At 44.4% G+C, this 22981-nt stretch carries 28 protein-coding genes and 1 pseudogene; 17 read left to right on the forward strand and 12 right to left on the reverse strand.

Annotation, left to right across the window (positions count from 1 at the left end):
• Nucleotides 1–3 precede the first annotated feature (3 nt).
• The 4 genes from DW757_RS04965 to DW757_RS04980 form a co-directional block, all read right to left on the reverse strand.
• Nucleotides 4–342 carry a hypothetical protein gene (locus tag DW757_RS04965; RefSeq protein WP_118751134.1) on the reverse strand — a complete coding sequence of 113 codons (339 nt, stop codon included), beginning with the start codon at nucleotides 340–342 and terminating at the stop codon, nucleotides 4–6.
• On the reverse strand, nucleotides 330–743 hold the full coding sequence (locus DW757_RS04970; RefSeq protein WP_118751135.1) for a type II toxin-antitoxin system PemK/MazF family toxin: 414 nt from the start codon (nucleotides 741–743) through the stop codon (nucleotides 330–332). The genes DW757_RS04965 and DW757_RS04970 overlap by 13 nt, the downstream gene beginning before the upstream one ends.
• 606 nt (nucleotides 744–1349) lie before the next feature.
• Entirely contained in the window at nucleotides 1350–1802 is a 453-nt protein-coding gene (locus tag DW757_RS04975; protein ID WP_118751136.1) for a sigma-70 family RNA polymerase sigma factor, read from the reverse strand.
• A 560-nt stretch (nucleotides 1803–2362) separates the two neighbouring features.
• Nucleotides 2363–2779 (reverse strand): response regulator transcription factor, encoded by a 417-nt coding sequence (locus DW757_RS04980; RefSeq protein WP_118751137.1) that lies wholly within the window; start codon nucleotides 2777–2779, stop codon nucleotides 2363–2365.
• An 812-nt stretch (nucleotides 2780–3591) separates the two neighbouring features.
• Here DW757_RS04980 and DW757_RS04990 point away from each other — a divergent pair.
• Nucleotides 3592–4146 (forward strand): annotated as a pseudogene (locus tag DW757_RS04990) (DUF4368 domain-containing protein); the annotation flags it as partial.
• A 75-nt stretch (nucleotides 4147–4221) separates the two neighbouring features.
• Here DW757_RS04990 and DW757_RS04995 read toward each other — a convergent pair.
• The 6 genes from DW757_RS04995 to DW757_RS05020 all read right to left on the reverse strand — a co-directional run bounded on the left by DW757_RS04995 (nucleotide 4222) and on the right by DW757_RS05020 (nucleotide 10095).
• Nucleotides 4222–6420 (reverse strand): ABC transporter permease, encoded by a 2199-nt coding sequence (locus DW757_RS04995; RefSeq protein WP_118751138.1) that lies wholly within the window; start codon nucleotides 6418–6420, stop codon nucleotides 4222–4224.
• Nucleotides 6421–6424: 4 nt separating this feature from the next.
• A complete protein-coding gene (locus DW757_RS05000) occupies nucleotides 6425–7105 on the reverse strand; it encodes an ABC transporter ATP-binding protein (RefSeq protein ID WP_118751139.1) in 681 nt (226 codons plus the stop codon).
• A 60-nt stretch (nucleotides 7106–7165) separates the two neighbouring features.
• Nucleotides 7166–8353 carry a HAMP domain-containing sensor histidine kinase gene (locus DW757_RS05005; RefSeq protein ID WP_118751140.1) on the reverse strand — a complete coding sequence of 396 codons (1188 nt, stop codon included), beginning with the start codon at nucleotides 8351–8353 and terminating at the stop codon, nucleotides 7166–7168.
• Nucleotides 8350–9021 (reverse strand): response regulator transcription factor, encoded by a 672-nt coding sequence (locus DW757_RS05010; RefSeq protein WP_118751141.1) that lies wholly within the window; start codon nucleotides 9019–9021, stop codon nucleotides 8350–8352. The genes DW757_RS05005 and DW757_RS05010 overlap by 4 nt, the downstream gene beginning before the upstream one ends.
• Nucleotides 9014–9211: a helix-turn-helix domain-containing protein gene (locus DW757_RS05015; protein ID WP_118751142.1), complete on the reverse strand. Its 198-nt coding sequence runs from the start codon at nucleotides 9209–9211 to the stop codon at nucleotides 9014–9016. Before DW757_RS05015 ends, DW757_RS05010 begins: the two co-directional genes overlap by 8 nt.
• A gap of 80 nt (nucleotides 9212–9291) precedes the next feature.
• Entirely contained in the window at nucleotides 9292–10095 is an 804-nt protein-coding gene (locus DW757_RS05020; RefSeq protein ID WP_243033392.1) for a transposase, read from the reverse strand.
• Nucleotides 10096–10319: 224 nt separating this feature from the next.
• On the opposite strand from DW757_RS05020, the gene DW757_RS05025 reads away from it, so the two are divergent.
• The 7 genes from DW757_RS05025 to DW757_RS05055 all read left to right on the forward strand — a co-directional run bounded on the left by DW757_RS05025 (nucleotide 10320) and on the right by DW757_RS05055 (nucleotide 15717).
• Nucleotides 10320–10706: a BlaI/MecI/CopY family transcriptional regulator gene (locus tag DW757_RS05025; protein WP_118751143.1), complete on the forward strand. Its 387-nt coding sequence runs from the start codon at nucleotides 10320–10322 to the stop codon at nucleotides 10704–10706.
• A 1-nt stretch (nucleotide 10707) separates the two neighbouring features.
• Entirely contained in the window at nucleotides 10708–12504 is a 1797-nt protein-coding gene (locus DW757_RS05030) for a BlaR1 family beta-lactam sensor/signal transducer (RefSeq protein ID WP_118751144.1), read from the forward strand.
• A 575-nt stretch (nucleotides 12505–13079) separates the two neighbouring features.
• A complete protein-coding gene (locus DW757_RS05035) occupies nucleotides 13080–13559 on the forward strand; it encodes a helix-turn-helix domain-containing protein (RefSeq protein WP_118751145.1) in 480 nt (159 codons plus the stop codon).
• Nucleotides 13559–14320 (forward strand): ABC transporter ATP-binding protein, encoded by a 762-nt coding sequence (locus DW757_RS05040; protein WP_118751146.1) that lies wholly within the window; start codon nucleotides 13559–13561, stop codon nucleotides 14318–14320. The genes DW757_RS05035 and DW757_RS05040 overlap by 1 nt, the downstream gene beginning before the upstream one ends.
• Entirely contained in the window at nucleotides 14304–14942 is a 639-nt protein-coding gene (locus DW757_RS05045; protein ID WP_118751147.1) for an ABC-2 transporter permease, read from the forward strand. Before DW757_RS05040 ends, DW757_RS05045 begins: the two co-directional genes overlap by 17 nt.
• Before the next feature lie 162 nt (nucleotides 14943–15104).
• Nucleotides 15105–15527, forward strand: coding sequence for a sigma-70 family RNA polymerase sigma factor (locus tag DW757_RS05050; protein ID WP_118751148.1), 423 nt, complete (start codon nucleotides 15105–15107; stop codon nucleotides 15525–15527).
• Nucleotides 15520–15717, forward strand: coding sequence for a helix-turn-helix domain-containing protein (locus tag DW757_RS05055; RefSeq protein ID WP_118751149.1), 198 nt, complete (start codon nucleotides 15520–15522; stop codon nucleotides 15715–15717). The genes DW757_RS05050 and DW757_RS05055 overlap by 8 nt, the downstream gene beginning before the upstream one ends.
• A 70-nt stretch (nucleotides 15718–15787) precedes the next feature.
• On the opposite strand, the gene DW757_RS05060 is transcribed toward DW757_RS05055, so the two are convergent.
• Nucleotides 15788–16609, reverse strand: coding sequence for a helix-turn-helix transcriptional regulator (locus DW757_RS05060; protein WP_118751150.1), 822 nt, complete (start codon nucleotides 16607–16609; stop codon nucleotides 15788–15790).
• Nucleotides 16610–17142: 533 nt separating this feature from the next.
• Here DW757_RS05060 and DW757_RS17320 point away from each other — a divergent pair.
• From DW757_RS17320 to DW757_RS05115, 9 genes are all read left to right on the forward strand, one after another.
• Nucleotides 17143–17334 (forward strand): hypothetical protein, encoded by a 192-nt coding sequence (locus DW757_RS17320; RefSeq protein WP_182433253.1) that lies wholly within the window; start codon nucleotides 17143–17145, stop codon nucleotides 17332–17334.
• A complete protein-coding gene (locus DW757_RS05075) occupies nucleotides 17335–17673 on the forward strand; it encodes a DeoR family transcriptional regulator (RefSeq protein WP_118751152.1) in 339 nt (112 codons plus the stop codon).
• A complete protein-coding gene (locus DW757_RS05080; RefSeq protein WP_118751153.1) occupies nucleotides 17670–17984 on the forward strand; it encodes a DUF3847 domain-containing protein in 315 nt (104 codons plus the stop codon). The genes DW757_RS05075 and DW757_RS05080 overlap by 4 nt, the downstream gene beginning before the upstream one ends.
• A gap of 574 nt (nucleotides 17985–18558) precedes the next feature.
• Nucleotides 18559–18936 (forward strand): TnpV protein, encoded by a 378-nt coding sequence (locus DW757_RS05090; protein WP_002586617.1) that lies wholly within the window; start codon nucleotides 18559–18561, stop codon nucleotides 18934–18936.
• Between the two features lie 127 nt (nucleotides 18937–19063).
• Nucleotides 19064–19372 (forward strand): metalloregulator ArsR/SmtB family transcription factor, encoded by a 309-nt coding sequence (locus tag DW757_RS05095; RefSeq protein WP_002586618.1) that lies wholly within the window; start codon nucleotides 19064–19066, stop codon nucleotides 19370–19372.
• An 88-nt stretch (nucleotides 19373–19460) separates the two neighbouring features.
• Entirely contained in the window at nucleotides 19461–20474 is a 1014-nt protein-coding gene (locus tag DW757_RS05100) for a permease (RefSeq protein ID WP_072851497.1), read from the forward strand.
• A gap of 18 nt (nucleotides 20475–20492) precedes the next feature.
• Nucleotides 20493–20873, forward strand: a complete 381-nt coding sequence (locus DW757_RS05105) for a thioredoxin family protein (protein ID WP_074141146.1) — start codon at nucleotides 20493–20495, stop codon at nucleotides 20871–20873.
• A gap of 2 nt (nucleotides 20874–20875) precedes the next feature.
• Entirely contained in the window at nucleotides 20876–21268 is a 393-nt protein-coding gene (locus DW757_RS05110) for an arsenate reductase ArsC (RefSeq protein ID WP_002586621.1), read from the forward strand.
• Nucleotide 21269: 1 nt separating this feature from the next.
• Nucleotides 21270–21437 carry a cysteine-rich KTR domain-containing protein gene (locus DW757_RS05115; protein WP_087301850.1) on the forward strand — a complete coding sequence of 56 codons (168 nt, stop codon included), beginning with the start codon at nucleotides 21270–21272 and terminating at the stop codon, nucleotides 21435–21437.
• 53 nt (nucleotides 21438–21490) lie between these two features.
• On the opposite strand, the gene DW757_RS05120 is transcribed toward DW757_RS05115, so the two are convergent.
• The gene (locus DW757_RS05120) at nucleotides 21491–22927 is read right to left on the reverse strand and encodes a MobA/MobL family protein (protein ID WP_087301848.1); all 1437 of its coding nucleotides are present in this window, start codon (nucleotides 22925–22927) and stop codon (nucleotides 21491–21493) included.
• Between the last annotated feature and the right edge of the window lie 54 nt (nucleotides 22928–22981).

A 22981-nucleotide genomic window follows, 5' to 3' on the forward strand; every position in this document is an offset into this window, starting at 1 on the left:
ATCTCAAAATATCCTACCTTCCTGTGGCGACCATATCTCCACGTTTATGGACTCTGCCATAGCCTGTATCTGTGCCAGCTGCATAGAAGAATAGGACAAGGAATTCCTGTTTACAACCAATAGAACATTTGCCTTTCTCTCTTTCGCCGCCTCTATGAAATGTCTGAATCCCGGACGGTCCATAAGCGGTCTGCTTCCGCAGTCACTGGAACTTCCAATGGTTTCGAATTCTCCCTGTTCTGCATAATCACAAAGCTGTCTGAATTGCTCTTTCAGTGTGCCATGAATATCTTCCGGTGCATCAATGGCACAGTAGATCCATGCTCGTTTTATCTTCTCCACTTCATCCCTCCTCGTCTCTCTCCTCTATTACCATAAGCACCATCCCGTCTCAAAATTTCATTAAGCCCAAAGCTGACCGCAATGGCATGGTCGATCTCATGCATGGTGTTAACATTCAATCGCCCTATGTATTCCCGCAGTCGTGTTCTGTCGATTGTCCGTATCTGCTCCAATAAAACCATGGAATTGTTATGCAGTCCTTGCAGATCATCTTCCAAGCGAATATGCGTAGGAAGGATACGCTTCCCTTGCCGGCTGGTGATCGCCGCCGCAATCACAGTAGGACTGAATCGATTTCCTACGTCATTTTGAATGATCAACACCGGGCGTACTCCTCCTTGTTCGGAGCCAATAACGGGTGTCAGATCCGCATAGTAGATGTCACCTTTTCTAATACCCACATCAGAACCTCCTTTCCGGTTTCATATCACAAGGACGGCGGCAGGCGACATCAGACTGTAAAATCTTTGCCTCCATGTATGGACACCTGCCGCCGTAGTTTCTGATATGAAAACTTACTTGTTCTTCGCTTCGCGTGGCTCCTATTCGACACTACTCCCCGGAGCCGGATGCCCTTATGCACCCTTGGGCGGTAAACACAGACCGGCCTCGGCTTAAGGCCGTCATGGGCATTTCACCCCTCCGAGGATCTCTCCGAGCCGCCCTCATTGCGTGATCCCGCTTCTTACGGGGCTGTGACTGGACGGAAGTATCATGATAAGCTGTTCAGGTCATGGCAGGCAGCCGGCCGAGGCTGCTTTGGGATGGATAGTTGCCGCTCTGCACCTTTGATTCTTTTCTTTTAACAAGTACTCTGACTACCTGCAGGTGGTCCTCGCGTATCCTCCGCAATGCTTTCCCTTTCGGGCTTGAACAGCTAAAGTATCTGTGTTTCCGGATATGACCGTCATGGACGGTATTTTTCAAGGAGCGGTTGAGGGAAATTGACCCTCTCAATTACTTCCACGTTGGCAGACCGGTTTGACAACCCACGAAAACAATTTTTCTTAAAAATTTTCCATCAGATGACGCAGTCTCTTTAAAATGTTTTGTCTCCGCTTATTGACAGCATTCTGGGAACATCCTAATTCTTTCGCCAGACACCGCTCCGTCCGCTCCTCAAAGTAGAGCTGAACGATCAGATATCGGTCATCCTCAGACAGACAGAGGATCGCCCTGTACAGCTGCTTGATCTCCATGCGGAGGATGGCCTGTTCCTCCGGTCCGGGTCCTTCGTCCCTGAACTGTACATCTGCTTCTTTCATCCGCTCGTAGGAATCTTCCCTGCTCGGAATAACGGTTACGGTCTGCTTTTCCATGTCTATCACGATCTGTTCATTCTTGAGGTCATATTCCTGATACTGCATTTTTCTTTCTGATATCTTCAACACAGCGATAATTTCATTCTTCGTTTCTGGATACAGCTTTTTAAAGTCCGGAATTTTATATGGCTTTGCCATTGCTTGTCCTCCTTTATTCTCGAATTGCGCGAAAACGAAGGACAAGCGGCGGGCCACGGCACTGTGGTTCCCGCTGTAGGCAGCAAAAAAGAACGGCTATACAGTTTTCTTTCTCTGTACAGTCGTTCTTTTCCTGTTTTACATGTTCTGTTGGTTCGCTTCTGTCGCCGCAAAAATCAGCGGAAGAAGCATCAATTTTTTTGGCTGTTTACCGTTCAGCCTGTTTAGGTGAGCTGTAATAGAATGTCGCTGCTACGAATTAGCAGCGATGCGTAAATGTTCCAACGCATATAAAACCTCCAATCTTCAAAACGAATTGGAGGAAATTTTCTTGATTCATCAAACCCGCCAAATCGTTACTTTTTGGCTGGTTTTCTCAGCGTTTTGATATGCAGAACACGATATATCTGCAGAATAAACAATGAGATAAACTGCCATATGCACAGTTTATCTGTAAGATTTCACAATAATTTCTCTAACACTTGTATGTTTTGCGATAAGCACGATTTAAAAAATAAAACGACTATCATTCTCTCTATAATTGATAGTCGTCATATTTATTAAGTTTCCGTTGCATCAATTTTATATCCAACACGAAACACCGTTTTTATATAAATTGGATTTTTGGGATCTGGCTCTAATTTCTTTCTCAGACGCCAAATTGTATTTTCTACTGTAGTCATTCCATATTGGTATTCTTCTCCCCACGCTGCTGAATACAGTTGTTCTTTAGTATATACTCTACCAGGAGATTTTGCCATACAATGAAGAATAGAATATTCACTATAATTTAAACGTATCTCACTTCCCGCCCGCAAGACACGCCTAGACGCTGGATAAATCTCTATCTCACCAAATGATAATACCGGAGATATCATTTCAGCCATACGAATATTATTTTCATGCAAAGCATCTATAATCTTTTTAAATGAACTTCCATCTGAATCTAATGCTCGTATTATAATAATCTCATCCATATATCCATCCTCCTGGCAAATTGTCAATATTATTTTCCGATATTCAATTTGGTAACAAGAAATCTCTAAAGACTTTGACAAGCCTGCCTTGTTGCCTGTTCATCGTAATATTTTCATACGACTCGCTTAAGTTACCTCAAATACTTTTAAGTATTCTTTGAATCTCAATTAGTTTATGTATTTATTTGTTTTTCTCCTAAAGCATTATCGAATACAGTTTTCTATAACTCTACAAAAGCGTAAAAATTATCTTTCTCATAGAATTGACACTCTCTTCATTTCTTACCTTTGTAAGATTTAATTATTACATATGTAAGACTTTAAGTCAAGAGTTTTTTGTCTTGAGTTTCCGCATACTACAATAAAAAGATAGAAATGACAACCCAAAGAATAGATCTTCTGATCTTTTAAGAGGAACATAATGGCGATGCTGAGAGTAGGGACACTTTAACAAGCCCAGATATAACCGGGCTTTAGGAGACATAACCTTTTATCTTATTCAAATGAGCAACTTAAGAGAAAGCTGCCGGTCAGCCGGACGCTTTGTCCTAAACCAAAGGCGGACTCCTTCTTTTGCATATGAGAGTAAGCCGGATATGCCTTTAGCCAGTCGGTAATAGTTGAAATATACTTTTTCCCTTACAGGATCCGCTTTCTGTATGATGGAAGCCTTAAGGGCGTTTGTTTCTGACTTCATAGACATATGTGCCAGAAAGGCCATACATAAGGTAAGGAAGAAATTTAACGCATTGATGGCAGCAAGCTTCCGTACCCGAAAGTTTTCAAACTGGAACACCTGCTTTTTGCAGCGGAAGAACGCCTGTACCAGCCACAAGATTGAGGCAAGGGATTTGTACAATCTGGTGCTGAAGGATATACAAGAATTGGCGGCGCAGGCCATGAAGGACGCCGATGCGTTCTACCAGCGGCTCAGCAGCCGGATGGAGCGCCGGTATCTGGTGGACGCTTCCCAGACTGAGAAGGAGCGGAAACGGCTGGAAGCCCGGAATCAGGAAATTGACGGGATGTTTTTGAGCCTGTACACCGATAAGGCCAAAGGCGTCCTGGCCGAACAGCGGTTTATGAAGCTGACGGCGGCGCTGGAACAGGAGCAGGAAGCCAACCAGAAACGCCTGCACGATCTGGCGGTGATGCAGAGCCGGGCGGACGCACAGGAAAGCGAAGTCCGAACCTTTATCAAGGAAATCCGGCGCTATGCCGCCATTGCGGAACTGGACGAGTCCGTACTGAACCGGCTTATCAGTAAAATCCTGATCGGCGAGGTCAAGAAGGTGGACGGCCAGAAGGTACAGGAAGTCAGGATCGTTTATAACTTTGTCGGGGAAATCCCGGAGATTGCAGCGTAAATAGTTTGCCCCATCTCTCATTTTGGAGGGATGGGGCTTTTGTTGTGGATAAAGTGATTTGCCTAAACGATAGTATTATCCCATATAATCCGTTCGCAGTGCTTCTACCAGATCACATTTCAGAATTTTCTTGCCACCCAGGTAATATGCCAGTGCGACAAAGCCAAAAAGTGCCGCGATAAAAAGCAGGATAGGAACAATGGGAGCCACTGCTAAAAATTCCATTGGATTCAAGTAGCTTGCCGTTATCATCAGCCACACAAACACAACCGTAATCGGCAGCGTGATCAGAACGGGGCGGCCCGCTATAACGAGGGCTTCAATCCAAAACATTTTTCGCATACCTTCTGGCGTCATGCCAATGGACATATATCTCGCAAATTCTCTTTTCCTTTGCCGTATAAATCCCAACGTGTTGGAAAATACGTTAGCGATCCCGATGAAGGCCAGCAGTACACATAGCGCCCCAATTATCAGTTTGTATCCGTTCAGCATGGCATCATTGTCTATCTTTTCCTGAATCCGGTTTTCTACCTCGAAAGAAATGTCATGCCCCAGCACATTCGTCAGCTCGGTTTCAATCATACTTAGTTCTGTCAGGGTTCTTTCTTTTTCTGAAAGAATGCGGATATAGGTATCTGGTTCAGCATTTCCAATCGTCCCTTCGATTTGTTTCCAGGTGGAAAGCGACACAAATTGGACTAAAGCATAGTTATCATATTCTTCTCTCAAAACCGGCGGCTCCTTTGTAAAGCCCAAAACCGAAATCTCCACAGTTGCAGCCGCATCTTCCATGTTTTGTAAAGTCATCGTGTCCTGGTTCTCTGACAAAAACGGAACATATTCCTTGTATCTGAAATTGCTGTTTATGTTGTCCCAAATACGGTTCAAAACAACGCTCCCGTTTTCCGTTGAGGAAACGCCGATCTGCTCACAATACGTGGCAAAACTGCTGTCGTCCATAATTACAATAGGAGCCTGAATGGTATAAATCCCATCTGCCATACTGACATCACTTCCGGCGACTGTTTCAAGACCACCCAGACTTTTTACTTCTTCGCTGACAGCGTCCACCCCAATAGAACAAACGGCGTTTGCCTTTTGATAAATCACACTGTCTGTATCAGGCAAAGCATGGATTTCATCCGTATGAGAGAAGTCCTCGATCTTTGTGTCCTCAAGCGTTGCCATCACATCCCAGGCATCCTGGTAGCGTTCAAAATAGGTATGGTTTGTACTGATTCCAGAGAGAGTAAAAAAACTCAGCATGAGGGCAAAGCCCAAAAAAGAAAGGGTCAACGACAGCGTGGCGGTTCGCAAAGATTTCTTCTGTGCTTTCAGCGCATTCCCGGCAAGTTCCCCTTCGATTCCAAATAAAAGCGCAAGAATACGGGATTTTTTTCTCCGTTTTAGCTGTAATTCTCCCGTGTTTTTTATGGCTTCCAGTGGGGTCATCTTGCTCAATTTCCTGGCTGGCAGCCAGGCAGAAATCAGCACCGTCAAAAACGAGGTCAGAATCGTGACTGCAAACACAAGCGGATGATAGGTAAAGACAGCTTCATGCCTGCCGACAATACCTTCCGCGAGGACATTTACAGCCTGGATAGCTCCAAAAGTCAAAGTGATTCCGACAAAACTTCCGAGCAAAACAGGAAACACGCAAAGCATCGCCGCTTCTTGTAAGAGACAGGTACGAATTTGCCCCGGCGTCGCCCCGATGCTGGAAAAGATGCCAAATTGATGTACACGGGCATTCATCGAAACAGCAAACGAGTTATGAATGATTAAAATCAAAGACACCGATACAAGCAGGAGTACAAAGAGATAAAAAGCCATCAATAAGGGCGGATTGCTGTCCTGCGGATCGTTGATGAAATAACTTGACAACAGCGATTCGTGATACGATACGGAAGTTTCAGGAACGCCTAACTGTTGGGCGATCAAAGGCATATCCTGATACGCAGCCCTCATGTCATCAAAGCAAATATCGACTACAAGAGTTTGTTCGTCTGATAAATCCTCATTGATTACCGCCGTTTTTACATTGGCAAAATTTTCGATTTCGGATACTTCATTTTCTTCAAACGCCCCGCTGATACGTCCCTGCCAGTTTCCTTCCTCTAAAACAACGGATTCTATTTCATAATTCCAGAAGTTATAAAATAAGCCGCACAATAAAGAAAGAAACATAGCAGAAATAAAAGCTGCCACCATAACGGATACGCTGGAAGCCCGATTCTTTTTGATGAATCCTATAGAATAGTCTTTCCACATATCCTTACCTCCGTTTCTGATCGCTGATGATCTTTCCATCCTCTATGGTGATAATGCGATCCGCCTCCAGTGCGATCTTTTCATCATGGGTAATCAAAAGAATCGTCTGTTCCAGATTACGGTTAGATAATTTCAGCAAGTCGATGATTTCCGCTCCGTTTTTCCGATCCAGGTTGCCGGTCGGTTCATCAGCAAGCAAGAGCGCCGGACGATAAATCAAAGAACGAGCGATGGCAACACGTTGTTGCTGGCCGCCGGATAGTTGGCTGGGCAGTGCTTCCAGTTTATCTTCGATTCCCAGTGAATGTACAATTTGCTCAAAGTATTCTCTATTGGGTTTGCGCTTGTCTAACAGGAGCGGCATGAGAATATTTTTTCGGACGGTAAGGGTGGGGATAAGGTTATAAAACTGATAGACCAACCCGACCTTCCTACGCCGGAAGATGGCTGCCTGTGTTCGGTTCATGGCAGATAGTTCTGTTCCCTCGATCAGGACTTTCCCTTCTGTTGGCTTATCCACACTTCCCAAAATGTGCAGCAAAGTAGATTTTCCCGAACCGGATGCCCCTATGATTGCCACAAATTCTCCTTTTTGTACGGACAGGTCAATGTAATCCAGCGCCACGACCTGATTGTTCCCAGAGTCATACACCTTTCGGACATTTTCACATCTTAGTATCTCCATGTCACTTTCTCCTTTCTGTTAAATGGTCTTGCGTACAGTATAACAAAGTAAAGTGACATCTCAGTGACTGTATATCCTTATTTCAAAACAAGCACCGCCATTTTGCAAGTTGCAGGCGGTTATGGTTCCGTTCTGCAATTCAAAAATGGAACGGGCAAGAGCCAGGCCAATTCCAATTCCATCTCCAAGCGCACGCCGTCCCCGATAAAAACGATCAAAAAGATGCGGTAAGTCCTCTGTGTCAAAACCAGCCCCGTCATCCCATACCCGAATTTCTACATAGAGAGGGTTGCCTGAGTAGTCACAATGGACTACGCCGCCTGGTTTGGAATGTTCCATACAATTCTTTATGAGATTGATGAGGGCTTCCATTGTCCACTCCAAATCTCCCTGAAATTCAATACAGCCATTTTCTGGAATGTCAACAGAAATGTGATTTTTCCGCAATAAATCGTTCAGATTATCTGCCGCCAGATTCAACACGGTATAAAGATCAACCTTTTCTTGCTTGAGCGGGAGCGTTCCAGCATCGATTTTGGAAAGCATAAGCAGGGATTCTTCCAGACGGTTTAATCGTTTCAACTGCTGTTTGACCTGTTCTGCGTAAGCCCCCGGAATTTCTTTTTCCATAAGCTGCAACGACAAAAAGGCCGCTGTGATCGGCGTTTTCAGTTGATGTGCGATATTAGCCAGGTTCTCTGCAAAATTTTTCTTTGCGGCAACTGCTGTTTCCCTTGTTTGATAAAGCATCGTGACAGTTTTGTATATTTCGTCCTGCAAATGGGAATATTCATCTTCCTTCGTCTGTATCAATGTCCCGCCAGCACCGATATTAACCTGCTCCAAATACTCGGTCAAATCATCAATCCTCTTTCGGTTTTTTCTGTGGGACAAAAAAGTTCCGGCCCCAAAAGCGCAAGCGGTCAAAAGAAAAGATAGAATCGGAAAAAGCACTGTATCCAGCGGGAAATCATAGCAAAAATCATCGGACCGGTATCCGTATTTTCTCAGATAATCGTTGCCTCGAAGTTCTTGTTCCGTCAATGAATGATAGTCTTTCAGAGCCGCTAATAGCTGCGGCTCTGCTTCAGGAGAATTTGCCAATATGGTTTCGCATAATGCCGAGGTGTGTTCAAATGCAATCTGCCGGTACGTGTGCAGGAAGAAAGCGGCGGTAAGTATCATGCCTGCCGCAAGAACAGCAAACGGAAAAATCAGAAGTATTTTTTGTTTCCATTTTTCGCTCATTGTGTGTCCTCCATACGGTAGCCAAAGCTTCTGATCGTTTTTAAGCAGGCTGGATGATTCAGCTTTTCCCGCAATCTTTTCATTGTGACCGTCAGCGTATTATCGTTTACATAATTCCCGCTGCGATCCCAAACCTGCTCTAATAGCTGGTTTCTGGTGATCGTTTTTCCCTTGTTTTCCATCAGGATCAGAAGAATCCGGTACTCTGGCTGGCTTACAACGATTTCTTTCTGCCCGTCATAGACAGCCGTTTTTTCCTTATCCAACATCAGGTCATCGCAGAATAGCTTTGTGTCGGTTACGGTTTTGGTTCTTCGCAGCAGTGCCAAAATACGGGAATACAGAACGGCAAGATCAAAGGGCTTTACCACATAATCATCCGCTCCATTTTGGAAACCAGTAATAATGTCGTGGGAATCGCCCCTAATCGTCAAATAAACAATCGGCAGAGTTTTCCATCTTTCCCGAACCCAAAGGCATAATTCACTCCCTTGTCCGTCCGGCATATTCCAGTCCAGCAAGACGATTGTAGGCAAATGACCGATTAACGCTTTCTTGACATCCGCAATTCTATCAAAAACGGCCACTTTGCAATTCTGCTGTTCCAAATATTCTTTTACAGACTTGCCAATCGTTTCGTCATCTTCCGCATAATAAACTTCAATCATGATGTTCTCCTCCTGATTGCCCGGCAGATTTTCTCCGCCCATCCAATGGCTTCGTAGCATTCTTAGGGATAAGCCAGACGGTTCCAATTTTTTCCGCTCCTGGGATACGTCCTGCGGAACAGTAGTAATTTATCCAACGGGGTGTTACTCCCCAAATCTTGCTTGCTTCTTTCAAAGTCATGTAATCCATATAGCACCTCCGTACTGCCATATTATAATTCGTACTCTCGAATAAAACAAGTTAAGCAGTACAAGTCAAGCTAATAATTATCAGAATGGCAGCCACAAAAAGGAATTCTTTGATCGTGGCTGCCATTTTTTTAATTCATCACTTGACATTGTGGCAAAGATCCCATATACAAGGATGAGACAGATATCCTTTCGCAAAGCAGTGATCCGTACTTTTACATGGGAAAGATAAGCATCCTGCATCTTACCTTTGTAAAACAGAGGCAGTTTTATTTTTCCTTTCCTGCGGTCACGCAGTTCTGTGGCAGATACCCATTTATTGTGGTATAGGAGCTTACGCCTGGCGGTCAGGCGGATGATGTAATCCTGTTTCATGGAATCCAGCTTCAGAAGCATCTTGTTGTCATCATAGCCTCTATCCATGACAAAGGTCGCTTTTTTGAATAAGGCAGCGGCACGTTCCATAGCAGAAAAAGTCACATCATTGATGGAAGTAAAATCCTTCTCATTTGAAGAATGAAGCTCTGAAAAGATACTGACTGGATGTTTGTTGGTTGTAAGCACAGTAGCTTCCGTTACATGATATCCCTTTTTATAAACATTTTTTGCAGCAGTGCTCTCTGAACCATCGCGCACCCATCCGAGGGACTCAAATTTATAGCCGCCAGGTTTCACAACGTCGCTGTCATCGATATGAATGATCGGCTGCACAGGGCACCACTTTTTCACCTGTGTAAGATAAGCCTTCAAGGCATCCTTAGGAACGCCTTTTGAAAGATGCCTTGAAAGGCGGTCAACGATGTTGATCTTTCTTGAAGGTTCATGCAACTGGTCAACGATATCAGTGAGCAGGCAGCTTCGGGAGGCGAGGATGCCGTAAACCATGTCAGCCATGAACTTCCTTTCCGGTTTTGGAAGCTTTCTGGAGATCTTATTGGAAAAGGATTCCTTATTTTATTTGCATTTTTTGAAAGTTGTGTATAATTGATCATCCTGATCGATAGCTTTGTGGACTGAACTGCGGAAACTCAAGTTTTTTGTAAATTGACAATTTCATGAATAACATCTATAATATTTTATTACATTCGTAAGATTAAGGAGGGGTTGAAATGAGTGAGCTACCACAGATTTCTGAGGCGGAATTTGAGGTTATGAAAATTGTATGGAAATACGCCCCGATCAGTACCAATGAAATAACAGAAAAATTATTGCGGACTACGAGCTGGAGCCCAAAAACAATACAGACGTTAATTAAACGCCTGGTAAATAAGGGTGCCTTGACTTACGAAAAGCAGAGCCGCGTATTTGTCTATACACCAGTTGTAGACGAAAAAGAGTACATCGGCCAAGAAAGTAATACTTTTCTGAAACGGTACTATGACGGAGATATCACTGCCATGCTGTCTGCATATATAGAAAATGATAAGCTCTCTGAAACAGAGATTAATAATCTGCGCTCCCTCCTTTCCAAAAGGAAGCAAAAAGGAGGCGATTAATTTGGCTGATTTTATGGTTCGTTTTGCTATTTGTAATGTATTTATTAGCGGTATCATTGGAATACTTTTGATAATCAAACGGCTATTGAAACACAGCCTGTCCAACCGGATGCAATATAACCTCTGGTTTCTGCTACTTGGCTTGTTAGCAGTTCCGTTTCTTCCAATCCGCCCTCTCGGAGTTCTGAAAATTTTGTCATGGATAAGTGTTTTAAAGAGTTCTCCAGCAACCAATGTGGAAATTGCTACGGAAGGTGCTAAGTATACAAATTTGAATGGAAATACAGATTGGATGAGTGACTTTGCACTTTCAGTTAACAGCAAAGCACCTTCCATTGCAGGATACCTGTTATTGGGAATTTGGATTGTGGGTATTCTGGCAATGCTTATATTGGTAATTAGATCGGCCCTACGTTTACGTGCTTTAGAAAAATCTGCGCTTCCTGTTCAAAGCGCAAAAGTCCGTAAATTATATTATCGTTGTTTGGAAGAAATGGGAATCCGAAGAAATATTCCTATTTATAGCACTGCTTTTCTCAAGTCCCCTATTATCGTAGGACTTTTGAAACCATGCATTTATCTTCCAATCCATCTCATTTCGGACTATAATGAATCCAGCATGAGACATATGCTGTTGCACGAACTACAACACTATAAACACAAAGATGCAATTGCTGGTTTTCTGATGAATCTTGCCAGAGTTATTTATTGGTTTAATCCCTTTGTCTGGTATGCTTTGAAAGAAATGCGTAATGACAAAGAAGTGGCCTGCGATACTTCTGTTTTAAATATGCTAGATGAGGATACCTATGAGGACTATGGCAATACATTAATCAACTTTGCAGAAAAGGTTTCTCTTACTCCTTTTCCATTTGCTTCATCTCTCGGTGGAAATGTGAAACAGATGAAACGGAGGATTATCAATATTGCCTCATATGAGAAACCGACATTTGCAAAAAAATTAAAAAGCATGGTGGCATTTGTGCTGACTGCCATGCTTCTTATCGGACTCACACCAATATTGTCCACCCAGGCAGCAGAAAGCCAAAAATATCAATGGGACGTCACAACAAAGAACATTTCCACACTAGATGTTTCCGAGCAATTTGGAACATACGAAGGAAGTTTTGTCCTCTATGATCTAGAAAATGATCATTGGTTCATCAATGACAGGGAGCAGGCCGTTACACGCGTTGCTCCAGATTCGACCTATAAGATTTATGATTCTCTCTTTGCTTTAGATGCGGGGATCATTACTCCAGAGAATTCACAAATTGAATGGGACCATACAGACTATCCTTTCGAAGCGTGGAATGAAGATCAAACATTAGAATCTGCCATGACTTCCTCTGTCAACTGGTATTTCCAATCTTTAGATAATCAGCTTAGAAAAGCGGCTCTGCAATCCTATGTGCAGTCTATTGAATATGGAAATGAAAATATAAATGGTGAACTCGCCTCTTACTGGATGGAGTCTACCCTGAAAATTTCTCCGGTGGAACAGGTAGAACTTCTGATCGCACTGTACCAGAATAATCTTCCATTTACACCGGAAAATATCCAAGCAGTAAAGGACTCTATTTGCTTATCCCATTCGCTCAGTGGAAGTTTCTACGGAAAAACCGGGACAGGGCGGATTGATGGCCAGGATGTCAACGGATGGTTTATCGGGTTTCTTGAAACCGAGGGGCATACATGGTTCTTTGCTACCAATATAAAAGCAGATCAATCTGCTACTGGAACCAATGCTGTAGAAATTACGATGTCCATTCTCTCAGATCTACATATATGGAAATAATTCAAAAAGAAGAACTGGCGTTATCTGTTTTTCGCCAGTTCTTTTTATCCCCTATAGCCACTCAATGTTGCGAATCATAATACGCATCTGGACTGCCATATTTTTGAATTGCTTCTTCTAACTCATCGTCGTTTAATTCCCTCATAAGCAGCCAATTTACCTCATATCTATAGTGGGGCTCTCTGTATTCTGTTCTCACGGCAGTATCTTGAAAAGTCCCGAAAAAGCCAGTAAAATCAATGGGTTCACGAAGCAGAAAGGCGCTTACTACACCACTATTACACCATTTTTGAAAGCGCCTTGATGTGACAAGTTTTATAGACGATACAGCAAAGCGACGATATTCTTAAAAAAGAGTATCGTCGCTTGTTGTATGTGAGTAAATATGTGCTTTGGGTAAATGCTCATGTGCCATAAAATAACACACAAGAATTTGATAGACAGCAGCCCGCTATTCCGTAATTCTCAAATAAAGATATAAGCCTACGCAACCAAACATAACATTTTTTGCTTGCCGTAGTTGGTAGAACTTTTGAAAAGTCAAGAGTATAATGAGGTCAGGAGGTGTGAAAAGTATGAAAATGCAGAAAAGTAATATCGCCTATAATTTGACTACACTGCGTCAACTTAATAAATTTTCCCAAGAAGAAGTAGCCGAGCGAATTGGTGTTTCCCGGCAAGCTGTTGCAAAATGGGAAACTGGCCAATCAGTACCCGACATTCTGAATTGTGACGCGCTGGCAAAACTTTATGATGTGGAACTCGACGACCTAATCCATTACGACCAAGAACAGACTGGCGAAAGCATACCGCCCAAGGGTAAGCACATATTCGGAACCGTTCGCGTGGGTGAACGCGGTCAGATTGTACTTCCCAAGCAGGCCAGAGATGTATTCAAAATTAAGCCCGGAGATATGTTAGTTGTTTTAGGGGATGAAGAACCGGAACATCCGGGAATTGCATTGATGAAAGAAGATTTTTTTCTGGGTATTGCTCGACTATTCAAAACTGCTTTGAATATGGCAGATACACCCGACGGAAAGGAGAAAAAATAATGGAAGCTGTATTGAACGTCCAGAGTATCAATAAGCACTATCCCGGATTTACTCTGGAAAATGTCAGCTTTTCTCTTGCACCTAACCGCATTATGGGGCTGATTGGTAAAAATGGGGCGGGGAAAAGTACAACCTTAAAATCTATTCTCAACATGGTGTCGCCAGAAAGTGGGAGTGTCACCATGTTCCAAAAGAATTTCTATCAGCATGAAAAAGAATGCAAGCAGCGAATAGGTGTTGTGTTTGGCGGGATTGACTTTTATCCGTTGAAGAAACTCTCTACTATTACGGCTGTTACTCGAAAGTTTTACACGAACTGGGATCAAGCCCAGTATCAAAAATATATCAAGCATTTTTCTTTGAATGAAAGTAAAAAATTCAAAGAACTTTCAAATGGAATGAAAGTAAAATACCTACTTGCACTGGCATTGTCCCACCACGCCGAGCTGCTGATTTTAGACGAACCGACTTCTGGTTTAGACCCGGTATCCCGTGAAGAACTGCTTCATATTTTTCGGCAAATTGTGAAAAGCGAAAAATGTTCTATTCTGTTTTCTACACATATTACTTCTGATTTGGATAGATGTACAGATGATATTACCTATATTCAGAATGGGCGGGTATTGCAAAGCGCAGATAAAGATACATTTTTGCGCTCCTTTGAGCATTTGAAAACCCCAGATGATACGGGGCCGCTCACTTTGGAAGAAATTATGCTGCGTACAGAAAGGAGTGAATGGGACGATGACATTACTGTATAAGGAAATGAGGCTTGTAGCCCACCCAACCTCGATTGTTTTTGCCTTTTTGGGCTGTCTGGTTCTGGTGCCGTCCTATCCTTACAGTGTAATTTTTATGTTTGGCTGTTTAGCACCTTACATCACTTTTTTAAATGCACGAGAAACAAATGATGGCTGGTACACAGCCGTTTTACCAGTAACAAAACGGGAAAGTGTTCTGGGGAAATGCCTGCTTGTCGTTTTCTTTCAGCTATTTCAACTGCTTTTCTCTATCCCTTTTGCATTTTTGCGAAATACCATGAATATAGCAAATAACCCCGTAGGTTTAGACGCGACCGTTGCATGGTATGGTTTTGGATTTATCTTATATGCGGTGTTCGATTTGGTATTTCTCACGGCATTTTATAAAAGCGGTTACAAAGTCGGAAAATCATTTATTCTTGCAGCAATTCCTATGGTTTTTCTCATGGTAGCGATAGAAGCCACTTCTTACATTCCGGCGCTTGTTTGGATAGATAGCTACCAGCCAGAGCATTTGCTGATACAGTTGCCGATTTTATTAGTCGGGATTGTCTGCTATGGCGTACTTGTTCCATTAGCATATCGAATTTCCGCAAAACGCTTTGAAAAAGTTGATTTGTAAAGTCGATGTATTATCAAAACCGGCCGAGCCAGTCAACGGTCAAGATGAACGGTGCATACGCGCCGCCGTTGACAGCCCCGCCCGCCTTTGCTGGTAGGCAATCAAGGGGCGACAGCAAGGAGTGCTGCCGCCCCGCACTATTATCAGAGAGGGGGAATTTCCATGACCGAAGATGAAGCCTACAAAGTGCATATCCAGTACACATTCAATGCCTTTTGCAAGATTGTCATTCGTCACGCAGCCATAGATAAAATTTTGAATCTGCGCCGGAGATGGGAACGGGAAGTTTCCCTTGACTATCTGATGAATGAGAAGTTTGTTCAGCTTGCCGAGCCGGAGCAGCTTGAAGAATATCTTTTTACCGCCTGCGGTCAGACCGCCGTTTTGTACCATGCGGAACTTGCCGCCGCCCTTGCCCTTTTGCCGGAGCAGACACAGGAAGAAATTTTCCGTTACTATTTCCTGCGCCAGCCACAGCGCGTGATCGGCGTACATATCGGCCGGACACGCAGCACAGCGGGGCGGCATATCCAGCTTGCCTTGCAGCGGTTACGGCGGCTCATGGAGGGAAAAGGCCATGAGTAAACTTCTCCCCTATGAAACAATCGTCAAAGCCCATGAGGGCGACCCAGACGCAATCGAAACCGTCCTTTCCCACTATGCCGGATATATCCGTTACTTTTCCAAAGTACACGGGCAGGTCAACGCCGAGGTTGAGGAATATGTAAAGCAACAGCTAATTTCCGCGCTGTTCAAGTTTCGCTTTGACCGATAAGCTGAAAAAACTGAATAAAAAAAGCCAAAGCTGCCGTTGCAGGAACACCCATTCCCACAACGGCAGTTTTTCATTTCCACGGCCTGCGCCGGAAGTTCATACCAGATTGTTTAATCAGCGGGGATTTCTTGAACAGTTTCTTCAAAAGGCTTCGTTCCTCTTGTGAGAGCCGCTTATATTTAAGCTGGAACGCCTTACAGAACATCTCCGTGAATTGCTGAACCCTGTCCCCCGGCGATTGCATGGCCTTTTGTACTTCCCGTATCAGTTCATCGGCGGGAGTGGTATCCGGCGCACTTTCATTGTCATTTTCGTGCGCCTTGCGTATATCGTGGAGAATGACGTCCCATGTTTTGTGCGTCACATGACAGAAAAAATCTTCTTCCTCTACCTGACCGGCTTCCAATACTTTGATTGCCCGGTCTGCCACCGCTTCGGGATGTGCTTCCAGTATCATAGCCCGCACAGCGGCCAGCGAGCTGTTTATGTCATGGAAACGCATGGTTGCCATCCCGTCCACATAGATTTCTGCGTCTGCCAGCAGTTCCTTGAATTTTTCATGGGAGATAATCTCACACAGCAGCCGGTTATTGAAGCGTTCACTTTTCAGCAGTTCCACGACTTCATCACTCAAATGTAATTCTTCTATCGGCGTGTTTTCATATTTCCGATTGTTGGTAAGGCCGAGCAGATAGTCAACGGACACCTGATAGAAGTCTGCCAGCTTCAAAAGGCTGCCGTGATTGATTTCCTTGTATTCATCGTTGTCGTTTTCATAGCTGCCGAGGGCTGATTTTGAAATGCCGGTTTCCTGCGCCAGTTCTTCCAGATTTAAGCCCTGTTCCACCCGTAAATCTTTCAGGCGTTCCTGTACGGAAATGCGGGTTTTCATAGATACATCGCTCCTTCCTGCGGCTGGCTGCCGCCGTCAATCTCATTATACCATACCTGTTCCGCAATCGTGGAAATTTTCGATTTCGGGGCGGTTTTCCTATTTTGTGGATATACGGGAGAAGGCTCAAAAATGTGCCATAATGGGCTTAGTTCATCGATGGATTATTCCAATCGAATGACCGGCCTGTATGGGATATGCTCCCCGGCGATGTAGCGCAACGACTTGCGGCAGGGAAATGGAGGAACCATGACCGCAACGAGCGTACCAAAGGGAGCGAAACGCCGTTGTGAGAGCCAGGGGCAGGAACGACATCAGGGAGAACCGGCGAAAATGAACACCGAATTGATACCGAAACACAATAATCTGATAGGGCATAGTCTACCCTATCCGTAATACTACGGGGGATTTCCGGGCGGCTCTATGGCCGCTTTTCCCTTGAAAATCGCCCCGAAACACGACACTAAAATCTGCTATCCGTCTATTGCGGCTGTTACGGCTAAAATGGGCGGATTTTTGTTTAAGGAGGCACCATGCCGAGAATGCCGAAAAAGAGGAAGCTGGAACTGTCCTTCTTCCTCAATGAACGGGGGCGGGTAACTTACAACGACCTTTGCCGGAAATGCCAGCGCACTTGCAAACAGAGTTTCCGGGCGGTCATTGTGGACTGCCCTCATTATCTTTCCAAACGCTCAAAACGAAAAGCAAAGGAGGACACCGATTGAATGGAAGTTGAATTTATGACCGCAGACACCGCCCTGCCGCCCTGTATGCCGCTGCCGAGAGCCATGCTGCGGCTCCCGATCAGCAGCACCGCAAAGGTCATGTACGCCCGGATGTTGGATATTGTTTTCTTGTCCGGCATAGAGGACGCCAATGGGATTTTATTTATCCATTTCCCCATCGTGGAACTGGCGGCGGCACTTGCCCGCAGCACCATGACCGTGAAGCGTTCCCTGAATGAATTGGAGGACGCCGGACTGATACTGCGAGTGCGTCAGGGCTTCGGAGAACCCAACAAGATATATGTACTCGTTCCCAAAAAGGAGGACAGCCGCCGATGAATGAAAAGCTGGAAAAACTCAATCAGGAGATAGAGAAAACGGAAAAGAAGCTGCGGAGGGCGCAGCATGAAGAAAAGATATTGGAACACCAGATAAAGACGTTGACACGGAAGGAACGGACGCACCGGCTTTGCACCAGAGCCGCCATGCTGGAAAGCTACCTTCCCCACCCGGAAGCTATCACGGATGAACAGGTCAGTTTGTTTTTGAAGCTGCTGTTCCGTCAGGACAGCACCCGGCAGCTTATGGAAAAAGTGTTCGCCGGAAACGGCAATTTTCAGGGAGAGGACGCAGGCCGGAAACGGCCATGATTGCTTCCAGAGCCGCATCCCGTGGACTGCCCCTCTGAAAGAGGGCGCAACTATACACCACCTGAAGGTAGTGTGTTGCGCCCTGCCGGGGCTTCCTGCGGAAAGCGGATGATTGCCCGCAGCGTTCCGGCTCCTGCCAATCATCACAGGGGAAGCTACACTTCCCCTGCGCTGGCTGCCGCCAGCTACCCCTTTGTGGACTTGCCGCCCGGAAACACCTTGCGCTGCAAGCTGTTCCCGTCCAGCAAGTTTTACAATAGGCTTCTATACTTTTCTGAAACGATGAGGTATAATGAAGTCAACGACAAATTATAATTTGAATATCAGTAAATTATGACCTCTCAACAGAGGTTACAGTGTTTTAATAAAATCCTCCAAAAGCCTTGAAAATAAAGGATTTATCGCAATGTGTCTGCCTTATCTCTTTATACGGTTACACACAAGTTTACTCTTTCCCTCATTGCTCATAAGGGCAAATACAAGGGCAAGAAAATCTCATAACAAGATATAACAAAGTGTGGCAATCGGAGAACTGTGATGTATGTGCGAATATATTATAACGGAGGATTTTTCAATGGACAAGTACATTTACGATGATAAAAATGGTCTGTGGTATGAACTGCAAGGAGATTATTATATCCCATGTCTTATCTTACCAGCCGAAAAAGAACAGCCTATTGGTTTGTGGGGACAGCGGCACTTGCGGTATCTGAAAGAATACCGCCGAGCCACCTACATAACCTTGTTCACAAGCGGCAGACTGAACAATTACCTTGCTGACATCGACAGGCAGGCGCAGGAACGCATGGAAAGGCTCACAGAGCAGATGAAACGGGTGCAGGGTATTACGGAGCAGTTAAAGGCGGAAAACGCTTTGGAATGGACACAGAGAATGAATAACATACGGGCGTGTGCAAAGGAGATTGTGGAAAAAGAAATCATCTTTGCATAAGAAGACAGCGGTAGGATTTAGTTTTCCTACCGCTGTTTCACTTAAATCAAAAAAATATATTGACATTTTTCTATGTGTTGCATATAATAACACATAGACATTTATCTATAGGAGGTGATTGAGAGAGATGGATGAAAAAAGAATTGCGGCAATTTTCAAAGCGTTTTGTGATGAAAACCGCATTAGGATTATAAAACTGCTGCGTTCAGGTGAAAAATGTGCTTGCAAGTTGCTAGAAGAAATCAATGTCACGCAGCCTACGCTTTCCCACCATATGAAAATTCTTTGTGACGCTGAAATAGTTGTCGGGCGCAAAGAGGGAAAATGGACACACTATTCTATTTCAGAAAAAGGTGTGGAGCAGGCAAAAGAATGTTTGCGGCAGTTGACAACACTTGATGTTGAAAGCGAAAACAAGTCGTGCTGTGAAAAGTGAGGAAGTTTATTGATTGCTTTTCCGCACGGCTTATATTCGGGATGATAAATCGACATATTTCAATATAACTATATGAAAGGGGCTTTTTATGGAGACACTAAAAACAATTTGGGACTTTTTTCAAAATGAAGTCCTTGGTATGAACTGGCTGAATCGCCTCATTGAAACATTTTTGAACGCTTGCGGTTTAGATACCACGGGCAAAATAGGAGGAAGTGTTCAGTTTTTCATCTATGATACTGTAAAAATTATGGTACTGCTCGGCGTTTTGATTTTGATTATCTCGTATATTCAAAGTTATTTCCCGCCCGAAAGAGCTAAAAAGATACTCGGCAGATTTCACGGAATATGGGCGAATATCATCGCCGCTCTGCTCGGTACGGTAACACCGTTTTGCTCGTGTTCTTCCATTCCGTTGTTTATCGGGTTTACAAGCGCAGGTTTGCCGCTTGGCGTTACATTCTCCTTTTTGATTTCTTCGCCGATGGTTGACCTCGGAAGCCTTGTCTTACTGATGAGTATTTTCGGCTGGAAAGTTGCTGTTTTATATGTAATATTCGGTTTGGTAATCGCTGTGGCTGGCGGAACGCTAATTGAAAAGTTGCACCTCGATAATCAAGTGGAAGAATATATCCGAAACGGTCACTCGATTGATGTTCCGCAGGAGGAACTGCATTTCAAAGACCGTATGAAATTTGCGTGGGAACAGGTTGTTGAAACCGCTAAAAAGGTTGCTCCTTATGTTCTGATCGGCGTGGGCATTGGTGCTTTCATTCACAACTGGATTCCTGAAGAATTTATTGTCAAAGCACTTGGCGAAAATAATCCGTTTGGCGTAATTCTTGCTACGATAGTCGGTATTCCGATGTATGCGGATATTTTCGGTACAATTCCGATTGCAGAAGCCCTGCTTGCAAAAGGTGCTTTGCTCGGCGTTGTCCTTTCCTTTATGATGGGCGTTACTACGCTTTCGCTCCCTTCAATGATTATGCTTCGCAAGGCGGTCAAACCGAAACTGCTTGGTATTTTCATTGGAATATGTGCTGCTGGTATTATTATTGTAGGCTATCTTTTCAACGCAATACAATATTTAATTGTTTAATTTTAGGAGGTTATTATTATGGCATTATTTAACTTTGGAAAGAAAAAGGAAGAAGAAAAGAAAACACCTGCTTGCGCTTGTAGCTGCGGTTGTGCTGCCAGCGAAGCAGAAAGCATTACAAACGATTGCTGTCCTGATTTGAAAGAGGGAGAAATCTGCTGTATCAAAGTGTTAGGGGCAGGTTGTAAATCCTGTCACGAACAATTTGAATACACAAAGCAGGCAGTAAAGGATATGGGACTTTCCGTAGAGGTCGAATACATTACCGATATGCAGAAAGTAATGGAATACGGTGTTATGAGTATGCCTGCCCTTGTTGTCAACGAAAAGGTTGTTGCTATGGGTAAGGTTTTGAAAGCTGCTGATGTGGTTGCTCTGCTGCACAAGCTGGGGTTTTAACGATGGATAAGAAAAAGGTAGCCTTTATTTGTGTGCATAACTCCTGCCGCAGTCAGATTGCAGAAGCACTTGGAAAACATTTGGCGGGAGATAAGTTTGATTTCTATTCTGCCGGAACAGAAACAAAATCACAAATCAATCAGGACGCTGTGCGGCTTATGAAACAGCTTTATGGGATAGATATGGAGCAAAGCCAGTATAGCAAGACGATTGATAAAATCCCTACGCCCGATATTGCGATTTCAATGGGGTGTGATGTCGGTTGTCCCTATATCGGTAGAGCGTTTGATGATAATTGGGGACTTCCCGATCCGACGGGCAAAAGTGATGAATGTTTTATACAGGTCATTGAGAGAATATCTCAAAAAATAAAAGACTTGAAATTAGAAAAGTAACATGAAAGCTACAGAATGGATATTATGCCCTATCTGCGGCAATAAAACTCGTACAATGATACGGGAAGATACAGAATTAAGAAACTTCCCCCTCTACTGTCCGAAGTGCAAAAAGGAAACAATCATCAATGCTCAGGATATGAAAGTCACACTTGCAGAACACAAATAAGATTTTTATGTATGCCGCCGCATGGGTAATACCATAGCGGCGGTTTTTTGTGCCTATCGGCTGTCTCTGTCAAAGGATTTCTTTCTCTGTCTCGGCTGGTTTCTCTGCTTGCCCTCCGCCTGAAGCTGGCGCAGGCGTTTCAATAGGCTCTCCCGTTCAGGCGGCTTTGCCTGCTCTTTTTGGGCGGGTTTCTGTTTTTCCCTGACCTGCCGCTCCCATGCGGCAAGGTCACGATTGTACTGCTCCACGACAGCCTCCGCCTTGCGGTAGGTTGCCATGAACGCCTGCACATCGGGATAACCGTCCTCTTTCAGAACATCGGGCAGTTTATCCAGCTTTTCAGCGATTTTCTTTTCTGTCCGCTGTATCTGCTCTGTGAGCGCCTTGCGCTCCTTACCCTTGAAAATCCCTTTTGTATCGGCAAGTTGCTGTTTCAGTTTCGGAAGTACCGTATCCTGCAAATGCCGGATTTCTTTCGCCTTATCCTGCGCCTTTATCATCAGCTTTTGCATGGTGCGGAACTCTGCCATATCTATTTCAAGGACAGGCTTAGGCGGCATAGCGTGTTCACGGATTAGGTTTTGCAGGAAGTCTTTTGCCTTGTTTACGATACTGCGGAACAGACCCGGAAGCCAGCCCTTGCTTTTGATAGACTGGCTCGCCTTTTCGTGTATCTCTGTCCGCTTGACCTCTAAAATCTTCGCTTCGGAGATACCCGATAATAACGCCATATCCGCTGTCCTGTTCCATTCCTGTCTTGCGGCATTGTCGGCTTTGATTTCGTCCGCTTTGGGATTGTTCTTGCCGATTTTCTTGGTCGGCAGATAGACGCTGTTTTTATCAAACACCTTTAAGTGCTGCTCAGGATCAGAGATATGGCGGTTGATAAGTTCCGTATACACTTCTTTTATCTCTCGGAGAAAAGGCTCTCCCTTAAAGCGTGTATCTTTGGTAGTAAACAGATGGCTTTCGTATACCTCGCCTTTTTTGATGACGGTACAGCCTTTCCGTATCTGCCCGTCCTCCCCCGTAATTTCCTTTTTGGTGCGGACACGCTTTCCAGTTTCGTCAAAGAACACGCTGCGGGAAGCAATCTTCACATCAGGTTCGGGGAGCAGCCGCCTCTCGCTGAAAATCAGATGGATATGATAGTTTGTCTTGCGCTTGTTATGGTGGAGGGCGGACACGCACTCCACACCGTACCGCCTGCGGAACTCCTCTGTAAAGTCCGTGAGTACCTGCTGCGGCTCGTATTGCGTATAGACCTCGGGCAAGGCGATAATCAGTTCCCTTGCTTCGATACATTTGCCCTCTGTGCCGCTGCGCTGAAACTCCTGCTGGCTTTCTCTTGCAAGGTTACTCCAAAATTGACTATCAGCGGTGCGGTAGGTGGCATAGAGATTTTCCTGCCTTGCATGGCTTGTAATATATGATATTCGCCCTTTGACATTGGGCAGCTTTGACATCTGGATAAAACTGTGTCTCGGCATACATCATCTCCGTTTTCTGTTGTCAAGGTGCGTCCTTTTTTGCAACCGTTTACG

Origin of the sequence: Clostridium sp. AM29-11AC (genome assembly GCF_003480545.1) — a bacterium.
In the GTDB taxonomy this organism is placed as follows: Bacteria; Bacillota; Clostridia; order Lachnospirales; family Lachnospiraceae; genus Otoolea; species Otoolea saccharolyticum_A.

What these genes read in the sequence shown, in the direction of transcription:
- DW757_RS05040 (WP_118751146.1), top strand. Translation starts at nt 13,559, where the DNA reads ATGGAAGCTGTATTGAACGTCCAGAGTATCAATAAGCACTATCCCGGA.
- DW757_RS05035 (WP_118751145.1), top strand. Translation starts at nt 13,080, where the DNA reads ATGAAAATGCAGAAAAGTAATATCGCCTATAATTTGACTACACTGCGT.
- DW757_RS05010 (WP_118751141.1), bottom strand. Translation starts at nt 9,021, where the DNA reads ATGATTGAAGTTTATTATGCGGAAGATGACGAAACGATTGGCAAGTCT.
- DW757_RS05095 (WP_002586618.1), top strand. Translation starts at nt 19,064, where the DNA reads ATGGATGAAAAAAGAATTGCGGCAATTTTCAAAGCGTTTTGTGATGAA.
- DW757_RS05100 (WP_072851497.1), top strand. Translation starts at nt 19,461, where the DNA reads ATGGAGACACTAAAAACAATTTGGGACTTTTTTCAAAATGAAGTCCTT.
- DW757_RS05110 (WP_002586621.1), top strand. Translation starts at nt 20,876, where the DNA reads ATGGATAAGAAAAAGGTAGCCTTTATTTGTGTGCATAACTCCTGCCGC.
- DW757_RS04975 (WP_118751136.1), bottom strand. Translation starts at nt 1,802, where the DNA reads ATGGCAAAGCCATATAAAATTCCGGACTTTAAAAAGCTGTATCCAGAA.
- DW757_RS05120 (WP_087301848.1), bottom strand. Translation starts at nt 22,927, where the DNA reads ATGCCGAGACACAGTTTTATCCAGATGTCAAAGCTGCCCAATGTCAAA.
- DW757_RS05105 (WP_074141146.1), top strand. Translation starts at nt 20,493, where the DNA reads ATGGCATTATTTAACTTTGGAAAGAAAAAGGAAGAAGAAAAGAAAACA.
- DW757_RS05015 (WP_118751142.1), bottom strand. Translation starts at nt 9,211, where the DNA reads ATGGATTACATGACTTTGAAAGAAGCAAGCAAGATTTGGGGAGTAACA.
- DW757_RS05060 (WP_118751150.1), bottom strand. Translation starts at nt 16,609, where the DNA reads ATGAAAACCCGCATTTCCGTACAGGAACGCCTGAAAGATTTACGGGTG.
- DW757_RS05050 (WP_118751148.1), top strand. Translation starts at nt 15,105, where the DNA reads ATGACCGAAGATGAAGCCTACAAAGTGCATATCCAGTACACATTCAAT.
- DW757_RS05080 (WP_118751153.1), top strand. Translation starts at nt 17,670, where the DNA reads ATGAATGAAAAGCTGGAAAAACTCAATCAGGAGATAGAGAAAACGGAA.
- DW757_RS17320 (WP_182433253.1), top strand. Translation starts at nt 17,143, where the DNA reads ATGCCGAGAATGCCGAAAAAGAGGAAGCTGGAACTGTCCTTCTTCCTC.
- DW757_RS05000 (WP_118751139.1), bottom strand. Translation starts at nt 7,105, where the DNA reads ATGGAGATACTAAGATGTGAAAATGTCCGAAAGGTGTATGACTCTGGG.
- DW757_RS05025 (WP_118751143.1), top strand. Translation starts at nt 10,320, where the DNA reads ATGAGTGAGCTACCACAGATTTCTGAGGCGGAATTTGAGGTTATGAAA.
- DW757_RS05090 (WP_002586617.1), top strand. Translation starts at nt 18,559, where the DNA reads ATGGACAAGTACATTTACGATGATAAAAATGGTCTGTGGTATGAACTG.
- DW757_RS05115 (WP_087301850.1), top strand. Translation starts at nt 21,270, where the DNA reads ATGAAAGCTACAGAATGGATATTATGCCCTATCTGCGGCAATAAAACT.
- DW757_RS04995 (WP_118751138.1), bottom strand. Translation starts at nt 6,420, where the DNA reads ATGTGGAAAGACTATTCTATAGGATTCATCAAAAAGAATCGGGCTTCC.
- DW757_RS05045 (WP_118751147.1), top strand. Translation starts at nt 14,304, where the DNA reads ATGACATTACTGTATAAGGAAATGAGGCTTGTAGCCCACCCAACCTCG.
- DW757_RS05055 (WP_118751149.1), top strand. Translation starts at nt 15,520, where the DNA reads ATGAGTAAACTTCTCCCCTATGAAACAATCGTCAAAGCCCATGAGGGC.
- DW757_RS05005 (WP_118751140.1), bottom strand. Translation starts at nt 8,353, where the DNA reads ATGAGCGAAAAATGGAAACAAAAAATACTTCTGATTTTTCCGTTTGCT.
- DW757_RS05075 (WP_118751152.1), top strand. Translation starts at nt 17,335, where the DNA reads ATGGAAGTTGAATTTATGACCGCAGACACCGCCCTGCCGCCCTGTATG.
- DW757_RS04980 (WP_118751137.1), bottom strand. Translation starts at nt 2,779, where the DNA reads ATGGATGAGATTATTATAATACGAGCATTAGATTCAGATGGAAGTTCA.
- DW757_RS05020 (WP_243033392.1), bottom strand. Translation starts at nt 10,095, where the DNA reads ATGGTTTACGGCATCCTCGCCTCCCGAAGCTGCCTGCTCACTGATATC.